Here is an 18,171-nt window from a genome sequence, read left to right as displayed (position 1 = left end):
GACCCGATGCTCACGGCGACGATCTTCCTCCCCCTCCTGACGGGCCTCGTCGTGCTGGCGTTGCCGCGCGGCCGCCCGGGTCTCGCGCGTCACGTCGCTCTCGGCGGCGCGATCCTGACGCTCGCCGCGGCGCTGGCGCTCTGGGCCGGATTCGAGCCAGGGGGAGGCCTGCAATGGCGGGCGACCCTGCCGTGGATCCCGTCGGTCGGGGCGGCGTACGACGTCGCCGTCGGCGGCCTCTCCCTGTCGCTGATCCTGCTCACCGCCCTCCTGCTCACGGTGGTGATGGTCTACGTGCTGGGCGAGCACGACCGGGCGCACGCCCACGCCTTCCTCTTCCTCCTGCTCGCGACCGGGCTGATCGGATTGTTCGCGGCGCAGGACCTGCTGCTGTTCTACCTGTTCTTCGAGGTCGGCCTGGTGCCGATGTACTTCATCGTCGGCATCTGGGGCGGGGAGCGGCGGCGGTACGCGGCGCTCAAGTTCTTCCTCTACACCCGCGCCGGCAGCCTCGCCATGCTGCTCGGCTTCCTCGCCCTCTACCTCGCCATGGAGCCCCACACCTTCTCGCTTCCAGCCATCGTCCAGGCGCGGCCGCTGGACCGGACCCCGCTCGCGGGCGGCCTCGTCTTCCTGGCCCTCCTCCTCGGGTTCGGGGTGAAGCTCCCGGTGGTGCCGCTGCACAACTGGTTGCCCGACGCGCATGTCGAGGCGCCGACCGAGGGCAGCGTCGTGCTGGCCGGTCTCCAGCTCAAGATGGGCGGCTACGGCATGCTCGCCGTGCTGCTGCCGACCCTGCCGGACACGGTCGCACGGTTCGGCTGGCTTCTCGTCGCGCTGGCGTTGGCCTCGCTCCTCTACGGGGCCCTGGCGGCGCTGGCGCAGTCCGACATGAAGCGGCTCGTCGCCTACACCTCCGTCAACCACATGGGCTTCGTCACGCTCGGCGTCGCGGTGGCGGCGCTGGCCGGCAACGAGGGCGTGCGCCGGCTGGCGCTCAACGGCGCCGCCGTGCAGATGGTCAGCCACGGCTTCCTGACCGGCGGCATGTTCCTGCTCGTGGGAATGCTCCAGCACCGCGCCGGCACGCGGGAACTCGCCCGCTTCGGCGGCCTGATCGGCGCGATGCCGGCCTTCAGCGGGCTGTTCGGCCTGCTCGCCTTCGGCTCGCTCGGGCTCCCGGGCCTGTCCGGCTTCATCGCGGAGTTCCAGGCCATCGGCGCCGCCCTGCAGCTCTCCGCCTGGGTCGCCGCGCTCGCCGTCCTCGCGCTCGTCGTGACGACCGCGGTCTACCTCCGGTTGATGACGGGCCTGCTGATGGGTCGGGCGCCGCCCGACATGCCGGCGCTGCCGCCCCTCACGGCGGCCGAGGCGGGCGCGGCGGGGGCGCTCGCGGCCCTGGCGGTCGGCATCGGCGTCCTGCCGGCCGTCCTCGTCGCGCTGCTCGACGGCACGACCGCAGCCCTGGCGCACCTTCCATGACCGGCGGGCAGACGATGGGCGGCTGCATGGATCTCGGCGCCGTCGCGCCCGAGATGGTCCTGGCGGGAAGCGCCCTCGCGCTGGTCCCGGTTGCCGGCTGGGTCCGGGGCCGGTGGCGCCGCCTGCCCGCCGCCGTCGCGCTCCTCGCCCTGCTCGTCGCGATGGGCCTGACCGCGCCGATGCTGACGGCCCCGCCGCGCGAGGCCTTCTGCGGCACATACGCCGTCGATCCGTTCCGGGGCTTCTACCAGTTGGTCATCGAGGCCGGCGCCCTGGTGAGCCTGCTCGCGCTCGGGTCCCACTTCCGCGGGAGCGAGCAGGAACCGCACCACCCGGTCGCGCTGCTCATGGCGACCGTCGGTGGCATGGGGCTCACGGCGGCGACGGATCTCGGCCTCATCATCCTGTTCCTGCAGATGGTGAGCTTCCCCTCCTACCTGCTCGTCCTGCTCGTGCGGAGCGACGGACCGGCCCAGGAGGCGACGCTCAAGTACTTCCTCTACGGCGCCGCCGCGCTGGCGGTGATGGCCTACGGCCTCACCTTCCTGTTCGGCCTCACCGGCAGCCTGAACCTGCGGGCCATCGGGGCGGGGTTGGCCGGCGCCGACCGGGCCTGGGTGGCGCTGGCCTTCGGCTTGGTCCTCGTCGGCTACGGCTTCGAGATGACGCTGGTGCCGTTCCACGTCTGGGCCCCGGACGTGTTCCAGGGCGGGACGGCCCCCGCCTCGGGCTTCGTCTCGGTCGTGCCGAAGGTGGCAGCCTTCGCCGGCCTCATCCGCTTCCTGCTGGCGGCGATGCCGGACGGCCTCGCCGCCTGGCCGACCGTGCTCGCGCTCCTGGCCGCCGCGACGATGACCTTCGGCAACCTGGTGGCCCTCCGCCAGGCGAGCCTGAAGCGCCTGCTGGCCTATTCGAGCATCGCCCAGGCCGGCTACGTGCTGATGGGGGTTGCGGTGGCCGGGCAGGCCCCGGACGCCCTGCCGGCCATAGGCTATTACCTCGCGGCCTATCTCCTGATGAACCTCTCGGCGTTTGCGGTGGTCGCGCAGGTCGAGCGCATGACCGGGAGCGACGCCCTCGCCGCGATCCGCGGCCTCGGACGGCGGGCGCCGGGGCCAGCGGCGGCGCTGGCGCTCGCCCTCCTGTCGCTCGCGGGCGTCCCGCCGTTGGCGGGCTTCGCCGGCAAGGTCTTCCTGCTCGTGGCCGCCATCGAGGGCGGCTTCGCTTGGCTGGCCGTGGTGGCCGCCGCCAACATGGCGGTGGCGCTGTTCTACTACGCGGCCGTCATCGCGGAGACGTACTTCAGGGACCCGGACCGTGCCGAGGGGCCGGCATCCGGCTCCGGCTACGCATGGGCGCTCGGCTTGTGCACGGCAGGGACGCTGGGCCTCGGCATCGCGCCGGGCCTGGGGCGCGGGCTGGCACAGCTCGGCGCGACGCTGCTGCGGTAGGAGCGGCCGTGCCGGAGGGTGAGGGAGGTGCCGCCTCCCAGGGGCGCCCGGCCATGCGGGATGGCGTCGTCGCGCGGGGCCGGACGCCATCTCGCGAGGCTCCGGCGCTCGCCGGCTTCGCTCAGGCCGCCCGAACGGTCCGGTCGCGCGCTGACCTCTCCGTCGCGCGATCCCCATGCCCCGCCGGCCCGAGGGCCTTGGTGACCTCCTCGAAGCGCGCGCTCGCGTCGGACCAGGCTTGGGCGAAGTCGAACAGCTCGCGCATGGCCGGGGCGATCTCCTTGTAGGCGGCCAGGGCTGCGACGAGCGCGCCGAGCGAGAGCTGACCCTGCACGACGAGGTAGCCGCCGATCGAGAAGAAGAAGAACGGGGTGAGGTTTGAGGTGTAGTTGTAGAGGCCCTTGAGCCGGCCCTTCAGGTCGTTGATCTCGATGCGCACCCCCTCAAGCTTCCGGGCCTGCCGCATCTGCCGGCTCAGGTCGGAGGGCTCGCACGCCTCGCGGCCGGCCTGCCGCGCGAGCGCGGGAGCGGTGAGGAGCGCCCCCAGCTCCCGCGTGGCATGCACCCTTTGCCGGACCTTCGCGTTCAACCGCCCCTGCAACCGCGGCAGGATACTCAGCTGGACCGGCAGCATGATCAGGGCTGCCATGGCCAGGGCGGCGTTCTGCAGGAGGAGGAACACGATGCTGGTCACGAGCGTGCCACCTTGGACGAGCGGCACCACCACTAGGCTGCCGCCGAAGTAGCCGATGGGCTCGATCTCCTGGACCGCGACGGCGGCTAGCGTGGCCCCCCGTTCGGGGGAGCGCTCGCCGCGCGCGCGACGGACGACGGCGAGGCGGAGGCGGCGCACGAGGCGCTCGTTCACGCGCCCCCGGACCCGACTGACCGCGTACTTGGCGAGACCGCTGAGCGTGAGCACGGCCAGGTAGCTGGCGCACAGCGCGAACAGCAGCTCGATGCGGCCCAGATGGAGGCCGACGAAGGCCATCTTCGGGTGACCGTCGCCCGCGTCATCGGCAAGCGCGTGGTTGATGATGTGCTTGGGGATCTCAAGGAGGAGCCAGGCCGCCGGCAGCGTCAGGACGGAGAGGAGCACGAGACGGACCTGCAGCCGCGACGTCGCACGCACGACGTAGGACTCCAGCCGCGCCGCCACGGCCGGACGAGAGCTCGGCCGTCCCGGCTCGTCCATGGCCGCGGCGGGTGGCGGAAGCGCCGCCATCCCGCGGGTGCGATGCCACCGGGCGGCGGCCCAGCGCAGGCCCGACCGGGCAGCGAGCCAAGCGGTCCAGCCAGGCGCCACGACGAGGACCAGGACGGTGACGAGGTCCACCCACCAGTGGGTGCGGGTGTGGTCGAGGCCCAACGTCTGATGGATCAGGTCGTGGATGATCGGCGGGGTAAGCAACGGGTACTCCTGGCGACAAGGCTCTGGCGGTTGTCCGGGCAGAAGGGCGCAGCGCGCCTAGCCCGAATACCTCCGAATAGGCTAAGGCCTGCCTCTCCCGGGACCGCCGGAGGGGCGTCCGGCAGAACGAAGGCCGATCACGTTGGCTCCCTTTCCGCGGCCCGCCCGCATGCCTGGCGTAACGGCCAAGCTCTGGACGGCGTAGGCTACCGCGAACCGCAGCGCGGCCGTTCCCGACCGGGCGATTTGGGGACCAGCCCCTTCAGCCCGGTCTTGAACCGCCAGGACTGACGACGAGCGTTCGTGCATCGTCCGCGACGATGCGGACAACAGCCAACGCGTCGCGGCCGCGCTCTCCAAGCGTCCCGTAGAGGCCGGCCACCTCGGGCTCCCTACGGACGCGTAGGGCTTCGTCGATGATGCGATGCCACTCCGGCTGGAAAGTGATCAACCCATACAGGCCGGCGTTGCTCTTCGAGGGTACGACCTCGGTTGCGAGTACGTAATGGAGCCGGCACATACCGAGGACGAACCGTTCGACCCCGTCCGCCGCGAGGAGTGTTTCGTCCGCCGTATCGGGTCCGAGCCATATGCCCCAGCATCCATTGGCGCTGGCCAGGGCCCATCGTTCGAGATGGGCCGCACCACGCCAGAGCCCGGTGCCCGCGCAGAGTGGACCGCGAACGGTGACTGCGCTGGCCCTTAGGACGCTCCAAGTGAGCGGATGCTGGTCGTGGCACCCGGACTCGAAAAGTCGCCCCCGCTGGACGCAGGGGCTGTTCGGGACGGCAAGCGGGCCGGCCCGCAGGTCGTTCCAGGTCAGGTAGATGCCGCCGAGCGCCGGGGCCGGCCAACCGAGCGCGAGGTCGGCGTGGGCCTCGGCGAGGGCGGCCAGCTCCCCCCGCCCCGGGCGAGCCAGGGACACCGCCACGAAATTCACGTCGCTGAGCGGGGGCCGGAAGTCGCCCATGGCGGCGGAACCGACGAGGTACAAGGTCTCGACGAACTCCGGGACGACGGCATCGACCAGGGCGAGGTAGGCGTCCGCGACGCCGAGTGCGAGCGGGTGCGTGGTCACGGTCTCCACGGGCTCATGCGGTTGCTCGGAGGGGGAGGGGGCACGTCCCCGGCTTCGACTGCGCCGGGCCTGCACGCCGCGGGTTGGGCGAGGTCCGTCGGCGAAGGATGGCGATGCGCAGGTCACGGCCGCGTCTCAGCCGAACCGCGCCGCGCGCAGGCGCAGGGCGTTGCCGATCACGCTGACCGACGAGAGCGCCATCGCGGCCGCCGCGATGACCGGCGAGAGAAGGATGCCGAGGAACGGGTAGAGCAGTCCGGCGGCGACCGGCACGCCCAGCGCGTTGTAGATGAAGGCGAAGAACAGGTTCTGGCGGATGTTGCGCATCGTTGCCCGGGACAGGCCCCGGGCCCTGACGATGCCGAACAGGTCCCCGCGGAGCAGCGTAACGCCCGCGCTCTCGATGGCCACGTCGGCGCCGCCGCCCATCGCTATGCCCACGTCCGCCGCGGCTAGGGCCGGCGCGTCGTTGACTCCGTCACCAGCCATCGCCACGACCGCGCCGTGACCCTGGAGCGTCCTGACCACCTCCGCCTTGCGGTCGGGAAGAATCTCGGCCTCGACCTCGTCGATGCCGAGCGCCTTGGCGACGAACTCGGCCGTCGTCCGGCTGTCGCCGGTCAACATGACGATGCGCAACCCTTCCTCCCGAAGCCGTCGGAGGGCCTCGAACGTGCTCGTCTTGATGGGGTCCTCGATGGCGATGACGCCGGCCGGCTTCCCGCCCACGGCGACGAGGACCGCCGTCGCGCCTCGGCTCCGCACCTTCTCGGCCCGCGCCTGGAGAAGCGCCACGTCCGTCGCATGCTCCTCTAGGAAACGCGCGTTGCCGATGGCTACGCGACGCCCCTCGACCGTGCCGAGCGCCCCCTTGCCGGTCGGTGCCTCGAAGTCGGACGCCACGGCGCCCGGGACGACGCGCGCGTCCGCGGCCCGGACGATGGCGAGGGCCAGGGGATGCTCGCTCGCGCGTTCGACCGCGGCGGCGAGGCGCAGCACGTCGGCGTCCGTGAAACCGGGGGCCGGGAGCACGCCGGTGACCTTGGGCCTGCCCTCGGTTAGGGTCCCGGTCTTGTCGATGACGAGCGTGTCGACCTTCTCCAACCGCTCCAGGGCCTCGGCGTTCTTGACCAGCACCCCGTCCCGGGCGCCGCGACCGACCCCGACCATGATCGACATCGGCGTCGCCAGGCCGAGGGCGCAGGGGCAGGCGATGATGAGGACCGCGACCGCCCCGAGGAGCGCGTAGGTGAAGCGTGGCTCCGGCCCGAAGGCCATCCAGGCGACGAAGGCGAAGGCGGCGACGGAGATGACCACGGGGACGAACCAGGCCGCCGCATCGTCCACCAGGCGCTGGACGGGCGCGCGCGAGCGCTGGGCCTCGGCGACCATCGCGACGATGCGGGCCAGCGTGGTCTCGGACCCGACTCGCGTTGCGCGCATGACGAAGCCCCCGGTCGTGTTCAGGCTCCCGCCCACCACGAGGGAACCGGGCTCCACCGAGACGGGGAGAGGCTCGCCGCTGATCATCGACTCCTCCACCGCCGAGCGCCCTTCGACGACCTCGCCGTCGACCGGCACCTTCTCGCCGGGCCGGACGCGCAGGTGGTCCCCGACAGCCACCGCCGAGACGAGCACCTCCTCGTCGGCCCCTCCCGTCCCGAGACGCAGGGCCTTCTGCGGGGCGAGGTCGAGCAGCGCCCGGATCGCGCCCGAGGTGCGCTCGCGGGCCCCGTGTTCCAGCACCTGCCCGAGCAGCACCAGGACGGTGATGACCGCCGCGGCCTCGAAGTAGGCCGGCACCGCCCCGTCATGGCCGCGCAGGCCTTCGGGGAAGAGCCCCGGCGCCACGGTCGCGGCGACGCTGTAGAGGTAGGCCGCGCCGGTCCCGAGGGCGATGAGGGTGAACATGTTGAGGCGGCGGTTCACCAGCGACTGCCAGCCCCGCTCGAAGAACGGCCACCCCGCCCAGAGGACGACCGGCGAGGCGAGCAGCAACTGGACCCAGTTCGAGGTTTGCAGGCCGAGGCGGTCGACGAGGCCGGTCAGATGTCCCCCCATCTCCAGGGCGAAGACGGGCAGGGTCAGGACGAGGCCGACCCAGAAGCGGCGGCTCATGTCCTTGAGCTCGGCGTTCTCGACCGGACCGCTCGTCGGCGTGAGCGGCTCCAGCGCCATCCCGCAGATCGGGCAGCTGCCCGGTCGGTCGCGGCGGATCTCCGGGTGCATCGGACAGGTGTAGATCGCCCCGCCAGGGGCTTCCGGTGGCCCTTTGTCAGCCGCCAGGTAGCGTGCCGGCTCGGCCACGAACTTCGCGCGGCAGCCCGCCGAGCAGAAGTGGTAGGTCGCGTGCTCGTGCTCGGCATGGTGGGGCGTGACCGAAGGGTCGACCTGCATGCCGCAGACGGGGTCCGTCGCGGTTTCCCCGGCAGCGCACGCCGCGCCGTGGCCGTGACGGTTCCCGTGGGCATGGTGCGCATGGTGGGCGTGGGCCATGGGTTCAGACCTCCAAGCTGCCGCCGACGGCGGGCGGGACCGGGCTGGAGCGGACGTTCACGTGGCTTGCTCCGACAGGTTCTCAGCCGCCGCGCATGATGCGGTCGATGCGCGCCCCGATGCCGCGGACACGCGCCGCATGCTCGGCCCACAGGCGCCGAGCGATTGCCGAACGGGGATCGCTTTCCGTGAGGCGTGCCGCGGAAACCCCGCGGACGCTCCCCCGGAAGGAGGGTGAGGCGGTCCCGGCGAGGGAAGCGTCGGTCGCCGCGAGGCGGACCCGCACCCGCTGGCAGTACGTGGCGGAGCGCGGGCTCATCCGCTCCTCGCCGTGACCGGCCCTGTACTTCATCAGCGTGCGGCAGAGATCGCCCTTCGTGAGCTTCCAAGCTTGTGCGAGGTAGGCGACGCCGAAGCGGACGTTGGTCGCGGGATCGAGGAGGGCCCCGGCGGGACCCGTGTGACCGAGCATGGCCGCGGTCGTCGGCCGGACCTGCATCAGTCCGAGCTCGCCGACCCCGCCGACCGCGCCGGCATCGTACCCGCTCTCCACGTACGCGACGGCATCGGCGATGGCCGGGGGCACTCCGCGCGCTTCGGCCTCGCGCGCGAGCATCCGCCGATAGCTGGCCTGATCCGACGCCGTGCGAGCCGCATCGCCCGCGGATGACGTTACGGTAGGGGCGGACGCGCCCGCGGGCGCGTCCCCGACGGCGACCGCCGGGGATGAAAGGAGGAGTGCCGCGCACGGGACGAGGAACAGCCGGGGACGAGGCAGGACGAGGGCGCCCGGCACCCCCCCTCGCATGCCGGCGGCCGCTTCCGCGGACAGGGACGCCGCCCTCGTCGGGGATGATTGCCTCATCGCGGCTTCCGGAAGCGCGCGACCCCGAAGGGCGGCAGCTTCATCTCGGACATCGAGCGCATGCCGGTCGCGGTCATCCGTGGGTTCCCTTTGGGGGTGAGTCCGTGGGCGGGCGGGGTTTGGTTACAGGGCTCGCGCATCACCGCCCTCCCGTGTCGCGCTTGCCGCCCATGCCGGGCATGGTCATGCTGGGCATGCGGGAGTGGTCCATGCCCTCCATGCCGCCCGAGCCGGACCTCGGTGTCACGGCGCGGTTGAGCTCGCGCCAGTCCTTGGGATCGACCACGTCGTAGCGCGTCACGCCCGCGGTGACCGCGGAGTAGCGCGGCGCGCGCACGGCGGCGGCGGGGTTGGCCGGGGCAACCAGCCAGTCCGGCGCGGCGGTGGGCACGCAGGCCGCGAGCGGCAAGGCCGTGAGCGCCACGGCCGGCCTGAGGAAGGTGAGCATCGCTTCGGATCCCGAACGGGGGCTGGCGGCCGCGCTCAGGGGCGCGGACCGGCGGACAGGGAGGGGGCGCGGGCAGGCGCGGCTGAGCCGGCCGGGCCGGGCGCGGCCTGCGCAGGCAGGATCCTGGTCAGGGCGCGGCCGGGAGCGGCGGGAGGGGGCGGGCGTCTGGCCCGCCGCGGTCAGGCGCGGTGCCTGGGGGGCCGCTCGATGCGCAGGGGACGCGGCTGGGCGACGCCGTCCTCCTGGGCCAGGCCGATGGGCTCGGAGGGGCGCAGGACCAGCGCCGTGCCCGACCAGGGCGCGTCCGGCAGGGCCGCCTGGCAGGCCAGGGGGCAGCAGGTGGCCACGCAGCCGGCCGGCCGCGTGTGGTGGCCGTGCGGGTCCGGGTGGTGCTGGCCGGCCGAGGCGAGCCGGTGGCACTCGGGGACGTCCGCGCCGTCCGCCTGGCCGCTCGCTGCCGCGGGCGCGTCGGCGGGGCCGGCTGCGGGCCGATGCTGGGCGTGCGGGTCGGCGGGGGCCTGGTCGACGGCGGCGTGGTCGGCCGCGGCGTGGCGCTGCATCGTGCACGGCGCCGCCGGGGCGATGGCCACGGCCATCGCCAGCACCGCGAGCAACATTGCGCGAAGAACTGCCAAGGACCCAGAGACCCTCTCTTACCCAGGCCGATCCTTGCACAGGCCGCCAATATCGGCAACGCACGAACACTTCTGCTGTTGGTGGAGCGTCCGAAGCCGTTTCCTGGCGATTTGAGGCTGCCAGCCAATCGCCCCTGCCGCGCACGCCCCCCATCCTGCCCGCGTGGTCGCCGCCGTCCCGGCTCGGGGGAGCCCGCCACCGGCGCGAGTGCCGTGCGGGACCGCGCGACCTCAGTACCGGCGCACCAGCGGCGCCTGCTCGGCCGGGGCGGTCGCGGCCCATGGTGCCCAGCGCAAGCCGAGCTTCACGTCGTGCGAATCGACGTTCTTGAAGGTCAGCGCCTCGCAAGACCCGCACTGGCCGGCATAGTTGTAGACCGTGCCGGTCTTTCCGTCTCCGAGATTGAGGTAGCGGTATGCGAGCTCGACCGTGAAGTTCGGGCTCACCTCGTAGCCGACACCCGCGTGCAACGCCCACGCAAGGTTCGTCTTCGAGCCTGCCTTCGCGTAGGCCAGGCCCTGCGTGACGACGTTCGTGTCCTTGAAATTGTCGAGCGTAAGCCGCACCGCGCCGACGCCGGCGCCCAGGAACGGCGTGAGGCCGTACCAATTGCCGAGATCGACGTAGCCGTTGAGAAGCACGGCCAATTCACGTTTCGACGCGGTGTACTCGTCGGTGCCGTAACCGAGCGGCAGTCTCGCGTCGCGGTAGCGTTCAAGCCCGGTGAACGCAGCGGCGCTGCGATACTCGCCTACGACGTCGGCCCGAAACCACCGGCCGAAGCGGTAGCCGGCGCCGACGCCCGCGAGCGGGGCGCCCGCGAAACCGAGATTGACCTTCTCGATCGTCCCGAGCGCGTCCAGGCTGTTGGAGAGCCGTTCCACGGATTGGTTGCTGAAACCGATGTCGCCGCGGAGGTAAAAGCCGGAAACCTCGGCCTCCGGCGCGAGTGCTCCGCGCAGGTCCGGCAGCGGCGCGACCGGCGGCAGGTCGGCCGCGTGTGACGGCGCCACGAACGTTGCGGAGATCAGGCCGAAGCCGAGCAGCCCGAGCGTTCTCACGATGCAACCCATTCCACCCATTGTCCAGTCCTTCACCCACAGTCCTCTTTACCTAACCCTCCCACCGCATGGTTGATTTCCCCTTAATTACCCCGCAGGGGTAATTGCTGAAGGGCTGCCGCCATTGACGGCGGAAGATGAGGTTTTTAAGGGTAAGGCGTGCACGTAGTGCCTGAAGACGCGGTTATGCGCGTCCGGACAGGCTTCAAACGCCCTGCGTTCCGGGGGATTCGCGGTCCGGCCATGCCGATTACCCCTTAGGGGTGTGCGACCGTGCCCCGCCGCTCGTGCGTTACTTGCTCCCGAAGGGGGAGTTCAACGGCAGGAAACCAGCAGGAAGGGATGCGCGATGCTCAGACGAGTTCTCCACATCTCCGCACTCGCCCTGGCCTTGGCCCCGACCGGGGCAGGTGCCGTGGGCTTTCGGATGTCACGGCCACCCTACGGTGGAGCATCCGACATCGGTTCGACCGCCAGCCTCGCACCGACCGGCAGGACAATCCGGGTACATTACAGCCCAGTCTTTCTCGGCTGCGTTTATTCCTATCACGAGTGCGAGCACCTCGCCCATTCCCGTGGCTTCTACAACCACTTCACGCGTCATGATCACGGCACGTGTCACCATGGCCCCTCATATGCTTGCTTCGGCCAATAGAACCGGACGGAGCGCTCGTTTGCATCACGGGACCAGTGCGTGCGCCGACGGCTTCAAGGGGGTTGGTACATCTATCTGGGTCTCCCGTGCCGTTCGGCCTGAACTTACATCGGGCAAGCCGGTCCGGGCGCGTCGTTGCCGGGTGGCGCCGGCAAGTCTAGAAGGGCGCGTCCGGCCCGAGCCGGTGGGCCGAGGGACGACCGCCGCGTCGTGTCCTTCGGCTGGCCGCTTGGATCGAGGATTAGCGGCGCGACCCTGCCGTTTTGCCGGAGGTCGCCACGCGAGGGCGGTCGCCTCTTCGACCGCACAGTCCCAAGGCCGCCGTCTCGGCGCGGCGCCCGGTTCGGGTGCCCCGGTTCGAACCAGATGTTGGCTGGGCTCGCGACGACCGCGACGTTGTGGGCCCCTGCGTCCAGCCACAGCGGTGGGTGGGCCCCGGGTTAGGAAGACCAGCACCGCCGCCAGTGCCGTCGCGCTCCCGTTGGTTAACCTACGTCGATGTCTCAGGGTCGGCATCGTCACCGCACCCAATCCTCACCTCGACGAGATCGTCGATGTCGCTTGCCTCGGTAGCCCTCGACAGGAACCGCCTCGGCTCCTCCGCCTGTGGCGGACGTTGCCGAATTGGCACAAGCAGGCCAATGTTCCGCTCTCGTTGACGATGGCGACGGCGGTGCACGGGCCGCCCCCGCAAGACACGCCGTCGTCCGCGTCGTGCTCGAAGGTCAAAGCCGCAGCGTTCCGGTCGACCTCGGCCAAGAATCCCCCCGCTTGCCACGGTGGCGTGCCGCCATGCCCGGCTAGACGGCCTGCCCACCGCGAAACCGCGCGAAGGTGTTGCGCCCGTGAGGGCCGAACAGCACCACCTCGTAGGTGGCCGGTTCCACCCCTTCGACCTCCATGCCGGGCGAGCCGACCGGCATGCCGGGCACGGCGAGGCCGGTGCCGGCAGGCTTCTCCACCAGCAGCCGCTTGATGGCCGACGCGGGCACGTGCCCCTCGATGACGTAGCCGCCGACCTGGGCCGTGTGACACGAGGCCAGCTCCCGAGGCACCCCGAGCCTCGCCTTGACCGGGTTCACGGGGGCGTTCACGACCTGGACGCGAAAACCCTCGTCGCGCAGGTGCTTGACCCAGGCCTCGCAGCAACCGCAGCTCGGGTCCTTCGTGGCGACGACCTCCGGCAGATCCTCCGCCCACGCCGCCTGTACGCCGGCAGCCGCCAGGCCGAGGACCACGATGCGTCGGGACGGTCGGAAAAGTTTGCTCATAACCAACTCCTGTCTGCTCACGGCCGCCGGGACGGTCCGTCCAGCCACGCTTACTCGGCGGCCCGGGGGAGGCCCGCGTGCACGGCGGCCAATCCTTCGTGCCGGAGGGCCAGCCTCCATCCCTTCACGAGCCCGTAGATGGCCGGGATCACGACGAGGGTCAGCACGGTCGAGGAGACCATGCCGCCGATCATGGGCACCGCGATCCGCTGCATGATCTCCGACCCCGCGCCGGTGCTCCAGAGGATGGGCAGCAGGCCCGCCATGATGGCGACGACCGTCATCATCTTCGGGCGCACCCGCTCGACCGCGCCCACCATGATGGCTTGGTACAGGTCCGCGCGCGTGCTCTCCCGCCCGGCGGCCAGGGCGGCAGCCCGCCGCTCGTCCCAGGCATGGTCGAGGTAGACCAGCATGATCACGCCGGTCTCCGCGGCAACGCCGGCGAGCGCGATGAATCCCACCGCCACCGCGACCGACATGTTGAAGCCCATCCACCACATCAGCCACACCCCGCCGACCAGGGCGAAGGGCAGGGACAGCATGACGATGAGCGTCTCGGTCAGGCGCCGGAAGTTCAGGTAGAGGAGCAGGAAGATGACGAGCAGGGTCACGGGCACCACGATCTTCAGCCTGGCCTCCGCCCGCTCCAGGTACTCGAACTGCCCGCTCCACTGGATGCTCATGCCCTGCGGGAGCTGGACCTCCTTGGCGACCGCGTCCCGGGCCTCGGCGACGTAGCCGCCGAGATCGCGCCCGGCCAGGTCGACGAAGATGTAGACCGCGAGCTGCCCGTTCTCGGTGCGGATCGAGGTCGGCCCCCGGGTCAGCTGAACCTTGGCCACCTCGCCGAGCGGAACCGTACCGCCGGCCGGCAACGGCACCTGCACTTCGGTGGCGATGGATTGCGGATTTGAACGGAAGGCGCGCGGGTAGCGCACGTTGACGGTGTAGCGCTCGCGGCCCTCGACCGTGTTCGTGACGCTCTCGCCGCCGAGCGCCGTCGCGATGATGTCCTGTACGTCCCCGACCATGAGGCCGTAGCGCCCGAGCGCCTCCCGGTCCGGCGTGATGTCGAGGAAGTAGCCGCCGATGACCCGCTCCGCGTAGGCGCTCGACGTGCCCGGCACGTTGCGCACGACCGCCTCGACCTGCCGGGCGACCTTCTCCATCTCGGTCAGGTCGATGCCGTAGATCTTGATGCCGACCGGCGTGCGGATGCCGGTCGAGAGCATGTCGATGCGGGCCCGGATCGGCTGCGTCCAAGCATTCGACACACCGGGAAACTGCAGGGCCTTGTCCATCTCGGCCTTGAGGCTCGCCAGCGTCACGCCGGGACGCCACTCCGCCTTCGGCTTCAGGGTGATGATGGTCTCGAACATCTCGGTGGGGGCGGGGTCCGTCGCCGTCGAGGCACGCCCCGCCTTGCCGTAGACGGAGGCCACCTCCGGGAAGGACTTGATGATGCGGTCCTGGGTCGCCAGCAGCTCCCCGGCCTGGGTCACCGAGATGCCCGGCAGGGTCGTGGGCATGTACATCAGGGTGCCCTCGTTCAGGTCTGGCATGAACTCGGATCCGAGTTGGCGGGCCGGCCAGATGGTCAGGCCGAGCGCCGCCACCGCCAGCAGGATGGTCAGCACCTTGGCCCTGAGCACAACCTTGATGACCGGGCGGTAGACCCAGATCAGCAGCTGGTTCAGCGGGTTGCGATGCTCGGGGATGATGCGCCCGCGCACGAACAGCACCATCAGGGCCGGCACCAGGGTGACCGACAGGACCGCCGCGGCGGCCATGGCGAAGGTCTTGGTGAAGGCAAGCGGCCCGAACAGGCGCCCCTCCTGGCTCTCCAGGGTGAAGATCGGCAGGAAGCTCACCGTGATTACCAGGAGGGAGAAGAACAGCGAGGGGCCGACCTCGGCCGCGGCCTCCACCAGGATCTCGACACGGGGCTTCCCCTGGGGCGCCCGCTCCAGGTGCTTGTGGGCGTTCTCGATCATGACGATGGCGGCGTCGATCATGGCCCCGACCGCGATGGCGATGCCGCCCAGCGACATGATGTTGGCGCCGATCCCGAGGAGATGCATCGCGCCGAGCGCCATCAGGATGCCGACCGGCAGCATCAGGATGGCCACCAGCGCGCTGCGCAGGTGCAGCAGGAACACGATGCAGACGAGCGCCACAATGACGCTCTCCTCGACCAGGGTGTGCTTCAGGGTGTCGATGGCTGCCTCGATCAGCTGTGAGCGGTCGTAGACCGGCAGGATCTCGGTGCCCTTCGGCAGGCTCGCGGCGACCTCGGTCAGGCGACGCTTGGCGCCCTCGATGACGTTGAGGGCGTTGGCGCCGAAGCGCTGCAGGATGATGCCGCCCGCGACCTCGCCCTCGCCGTTCAGCTCGGTGATGCCGCGCCGCTCGTCCGGCCCGAGCTCGACCCGGGCGATGTCCCGCACCCGCAGCGGGGTGCCGGCCTCGGTCTTCAGCACGATGTTCTCGATGTCGGCGACGCTCTTCAGGTAGCCGCGCCCGCGCACCATGAACTCGAACTCGGAGAGCTCGACCGTGCGGCCGCCGACATCCGCGTTGCTCGACCGGATCGCCTCCCGGAGCCTGCTGAGCGGGATGCCCTGGGCGCGCAGGCGGTTCGGATCGACGACGACGTTGTACTGCTTCACGAAGCCGCCGACGCCCGCGACCTCGGCCACGCCCTCGGCGCGCGAGGCCCCGAAGCGCACCACCCAGTCCTGAAGCGAGCGCAGCTCGGCGAGCGTCTGCTGCTTGGCAACGATGGCGTACTGGTAGACCCAGCCCACCCCCGTCGCGTCGGGCCCGAGCGTCGGCGTCACGCCGGTCGGCAGGCGCTTGCCGGCCGCGCTCAGGTATTCGAGCACGCGCGAGCGGGCCCAGTACGGGTCGGTGCCGTCCTCGAAGATGACGTAGACGAACGAGACCCCGAAGAAGGAGAAGCCGCGTACCACCTTCGACTTCGGAACCGTCAGCATGGCGGTGGTCAGCGGGTAGGTGACCTGGTCCTCGACGACCTGGGGCGCCTGCCCCGGGTACTCGGTGTAGACGATGGTCTGCACGTCCGAGAGGTCCGGGATAGCATCGAGCGGCAGGGTGCGCACGCTGTAGAGACCGGCCGCCACCACGAAGACGGTCCCGATCAGCACCAGGACGAGGTTGCGGGCCGACCAGCCGATGAGGCGCGCGATCATTCTGGCTTCTCCTCGGCCTGCGCCCGCGGCTCGGTGGGGGGCTTGGGCGCCGCCATGCTCTGCAGCGCCGCCTTCAGGTTGCTCTCCGCGTCGATCAGGAAGTTGGCCGCGGTCACGACTTGCTCGCCGGCCTGCACGCCCTCGCGGATCTCGGTGTACCCCTCGCCGCGGGCGCCGACCTTGACCTCGCGCGGCTCGAAGCGGCCCTCGCCCTTGTCGACGAGCACGACCTGGCGCGCGCCCGTGTCGATGATGGCATCGTTCGGGACCGCGACGACGGGCTTCGTCGCCCCGGTCCCGATCTCGACGTCGGCATACATATCGGGCAGGAGCACCCCGTCGGGGTTCGGCAATTCGACCCGCACGCGGGTGGTGCGGGTTTGGGCGTTCACCTGCGGGTAGATCAGCCCGACCTTACCGGCGAAGCTACGCCCGGGCAGCGAGCGCACGCGCACGCTGACGGGCTGGCCAACCTTGACGCTGCCGAGGTCGTACTCGGGTACCTCGGCCAACACCCACATCGTCGAGATGTCGCCGATCCGGAACAGGGTGTCGCCGGCCGCAGCCTTCATGCCCTCGATGGCAGTGCGCTGCAGGACGAGGCCGTCCCGGGGCGCGGACCAAGTGATGGCCATCGGCACCTTCCGGGTCCGCTCCATCTCGTTGATCACCTCCTCCGAGACGTTCAGGTTCTGCAGGCGCCGCCGGGCCCCGTCGAAGCCGGGATTGGCGATGAGCTGGGCGGCCGCCGCGTTGATCTCGGGCGAGTAGACGTGGACCAGGGGCTGGCCCTTCCGCACCCGGTCGCCCGTCGTCACGTTCTCGACGTGGTCGACGTAGGCATCCGAGCGTGTCGCCACGACGGTGACGCGCCGCTCGTCGAGCGTGACGGTGCCGGGGACCCGCACCGGTCGGCTGACGACGCGACGTTCGGCCCGCTCGGTGCGCACGCCGGTGCGCTGGACCTTGCCGGGCGAGATCTTGACGGTGTTCCCGTCCTCGGCCTCGCCCTCGTAGACGGGGAGGTAGTCCATCCCCATCGAGTCCTTCCTCGGCACCGGCGAGGTGTCGGGCAGGCCCATTGGGTTGCGGTAGTAGAGGATCTTCCGGCCCACGGCCGGGGGCGCGGCGTAGGTGGCGTTCGCCGTGGCTTCCTTCGCCGCTGCGGGCCGCGGCTCGAAGTCGACATCCTCGCCGACATGCACCGGAAGGTAGTCGCGTCCGTCGGGCGTCCGCGCCGGGGCGAGCGCGTAGGCCGCCTTTCCGTCGGGGTCACGGTAGTAGAGCACGGGCGCATCCGCGGCCGCGGCCGGCTTCGCGTCGCGACCGACGAGCAGACCGGAGACCGAGGCTGGGAACCATGCCGGCAGGGGCCATCCCGCCTCGCCGGCCTTCAGCCCGGCGAGGGCGCCGCCGCCGACGGCGAGGGGCAGGAGAACGAGGGCCGCGACCCACGCCTTCGCCTGGCCGCCCGGGTGCGCGCGGTCACGTCGCCGCGCCAGGTGGATCGGTGTCGTCTGGTCCATCACTCGACGGCCCTGAGCACGAGTTGGTCTTGGACTGTGCCGGTCTCGCCCGGCACCTTCGCGGCCAGCGAGAGGCGCCAGCGGCCATCCATCGCCAGATTGGCCCTGAAGGCGTAGATGCCCGGCTCCGGGCTCGCCTCTGGCTTCATCTTACCCGTCATCGTCGGCATCCCGTCGGGTGCCATGTCGAGGCGTCGGGCGTAGACAAGCGCGTCGGCCACGGGCTTGCCGGCGCGCTTGTCGAGCAGACGCACCCTGAGTGTCGCCTCGCCCGATTTAGTCTCGGGATCCAGGAGCTCGAAGGAATAATCCTTGAGGTTTGGGGGCATGAGTGGCGCGCCCTTGGGCAGCCACGCCGCGACCGGTTCCGGAAGCCGTGCCGCGACCGCGCCGGGAATGACCCATGCGCCGCGCGCGAGCCCGTAGCCGGCGCCGGCTCCCGCTAGGGCTGCTACGATGAGGACGAGCCCGAGCAGGAGCCAAGCGCCTCGCACTGCCGGCCGGTCCTCCTGGTAAGCATCGAAAAAATCCTCCCGGCCCGTCATGGCGCCATCCTTGGGACTGAGAGGATGGGGA

At 71.0% G+C, this 18,171-nt stretch carries 13 protein-coding genes; 2 read left to right on the top strand and 11 right to left on the bottom strand.

What is annotated here, in order from left to right:
* Nucleotides 1–6 precede the first annotated feature (6 nt).
* The gene (locus DA075_RS28255; protein ID WP_091887281.1) at nucleotides 7–1,482 is read left to right on the top strand and encodes a complex I subunit 4 family protein; all 1,476 of its coding nucleotides are present in this window, start codon (nucleotides 7–9) and stop codon (nucleotides 1,480–1,482) included.
* Nucleotides 1,479–2,933, top strand: a complete 1,455-nt coding sequence (locus DA075_RS28250) for an NADH-quinone oxidoreductase subunit N (protein ID WP_091887283.1) — start codon at nucleotides 1,479–1,481, stop codon at nucleotides 2,931–2,933. Before DA075_RS28255 ends, DA075_RS28250 begins: the two co-directional genes overlap by 4 nt.
* A gap of 121 nt (nucleotides 2,934–3,054) precedes the next feature.
* Here DA075_RS28250 and DA075_RS28245 read toward each other — a convergent pair whose 3' ends face one another.
* The 11 genes from DA075_RS28245 to DA075_RS28195 form a co-directional block, all read right to left on the bottom strand.
* A complete protein-coding gene (locus tag DA075_RS28245; RefSeq protein WP_091887284.1) occupies nucleotides 3,055–4,344 on the bottom strand; it encodes a multidrug ABC transporter ATPase in 1,290 nt (429 codons plus the stop codon).
* A 262-nt stretch (nucleotides 4,345–4,606) separates the two neighbouring features.
* The gene (locus tag DA075_RS28240; RefSeq protein ID WP_099956857.1) at nucleotides 4,607–5,422 is read right to left on the bottom strand and encodes an aminoglycoside adenylyltransferase domain-containing protein; all 816 of its coding nucleotides are present in this window, start codon (nucleotides 5,420–5,422) and stop codon (nucleotides 4,607–4,609) included.
* A 135-nt stretch (nucleotides 5,423–5,557) separates the two neighbouring features.
* Nucleotides 5,558–7,918, bottom strand: a complete 2,361-nt coding sequence (locus tag DA075_RS28235; protein WP_099956033.1) for a heavy metal translocating P-type ATPase — start codon at nucleotides 7,916–7,918, stop codon at nucleotides 5,558–5,560.
* 82 nt (nucleotides 7,919–8,000) lie between these two features.
* Nucleotides 8,001–8,534 carry a lytic transglycosylase domain-containing protein gene (locus DA075_RS28230; RefSeq protein ID WP_395411332.1) on the bottom strand — a complete coding sequence of 178 codons (534 nt, stop codon included), beginning with the start codon at nucleotides 8,532–8,534 and terminating at the stop codon, nucleotides 8,001–8,003.
* 388 nt (nucleotides 8,535–8,922) lie between these two features.
* Nucleotides 8,923–9,231: a hypothetical protein gene (locus DA075_RS28225; protein ID WP_099956024.1), complete on the bottom strand. Its 309-nt coding sequence runs from the start codon at nucleotides 9,229–9,231 to the stop codon at nucleotides 8,923–8,925.
* A gap of 179 nt (nucleotides 9,232–9,410) precedes the next feature.
* Nucleotides 9,411–9,866, bottom strand: coding sequence for a hypothetical protein (locus tag DA075_RS28220; RefSeq protein ID WP_099901528.1), 456 nt, complete (start codon nucleotides 9,864–9,866; stop codon nucleotides 9,411–9,413).
* A gap of 231 nt (nucleotides 9,867–10,097) precedes the next feature.
* Complete coding sequence (locus DA075_RS28215; RefSeq protein WP_244936405.1) at nucleotides 10,098–10,964, bottom strand: outer membrane protein; 867 nt, start codon at nucleotides 10,962–10,964, stop codon at nucleotides 10,098–10,100.
* Between the two features lie 1,419 nt (nucleotides 10,965–12,383).
* Complete coding sequence (locus DA075_RS28210; RefSeq protein ID WP_099956031.1) at nucleotides 12,384–12,854, bottom strand: DUF411 domain-containing protein; 471 nt, start codon at nucleotides 12,852–12,854, stop codon at nucleotides 12,384–12,386.
* A 50-nt stretch (nucleotides 12,855–12,904) separates the two neighbouring features.
* Complete coding sequence (locus DA075_RS28205) at nucleotides 12,905–16,069, bottom strand: efflux RND transporter permease subunit (RefSeq protein ID WP_099956030.1); 3,165 nt, start codon at nucleotides 16,067–16,069, stop codon at nucleotides 12,905–12,907.
* Nucleotides 16,066–17,595: an efflux RND transporter periplasmic adaptor subunit gene (locus DA075_RS28200; RefSeq protein WP_091891549.1), complete on the bottom strand. Its 1,530-nt coding sequence runs from the start codon at nucleotides 17,593–17,595 to the stop codon at nucleotides 16,066–16,068. Before DA075_RS28200 ends, DA075_RS28205 begins: the two co-directional genes overlap by 4 nt.
* On the bottom strand, nucleotides 17,595–18,140 hold the full coding sequence (locus tag DA075_RS28195; RefSeq protein WP_091891552.1) for a FixH family protein: 546 nt from the start codon (nucleotides 18,138–18,140) through the stop codon (nucleotides 17,595–17,597). The genes DA075_RS28200 and DA075_RS28195 overlap by 1 nt, the downstream gene beginning before the upstream one ends.
* Nucleotides 18,141–18,171: the final 31 nt, after the last annotated feature.

The sequence above is a fragment of the Methylobacterium currus genome (assembly GCF_003058325.1).
Taxonomy (GTDB): Bacteria; Pseudomonadota; Alphaproteobacteria; order Rhizobiales; family Beijerinckiaceae; genus Methylobacterium; species Methylobacterium currus.
The sequence above is the reverse complement of the archived record's forward strand: the minus strand, read 5'-3'. Positions and strand labels throughout refer to the sequence as shown.

Bases quoted from the DNA above. Each gene is read 5' to 3' on its own strand.
- DA075_RS28205 (WP_099956030.1), bottom strand. From the start codon at position 16,069: ATGATCGCGCGCCTCATCGGCTGGTCGGCCCGCAACCTCGTCCTGGTG.
- DA075_RS28200 (WP_091891549.1), bottom strand. From the start codon at position 17,595: ATGGACCAGACGACACCGATCCACCTGGCGCGGCGACGTGACCGCGCG.
- DA075_RS28255 (WP_091887281.1), top strand. From the start codon at position 7: ATGCTCACGGCGACGATCTTCCTCCCCCTCCTGACGGGCCTCGTCGTG.
- DA075_RS28195 (WP_091891552.1), bottom strand. From the start codon at position 18,140: ATGACGGGCCGGGAGGATTTTTTCGATGCTTACCAGGAGGACCGGCCG.
- DA075_RS28230 (WP_395411332.1), bottom strand. From the start codon at position 8,534: ATGCTCGCGCGCGAGGCCGAAGCGCGCGGAGTGCCCCCGGCCATCGCC.
- DA075_RS28250 (WP_091887283.1), top strand. From the start codon at position 1,479: ATGACCGGCGGGCAGACGATGGGCGGCTGCATGGATCTCGGCGCCGTC.
- DA075_RS28210 (WP_099956031.1), bottom strand. From the start codon at position 12,854: ATGAGCAAACTTTTCCGACCGTCCCGACGCATCGTGGTCCTCGGCCTG.
- DA075_RS28225 (WP_099956024.1), bottom strand. From the start codon at position 9,231: ATGCTCACCTTCCTCAGGCCGGCCGTGGCGCTCACGGCCTTGCCGCTC.
- DA075_RS28235 (WP_099956033.1), bottom strand. From the start codon at position 7,918: ATGGCCCACGCCCACCATGCGCACCATGCCCACGGGAACCGTCACGGC.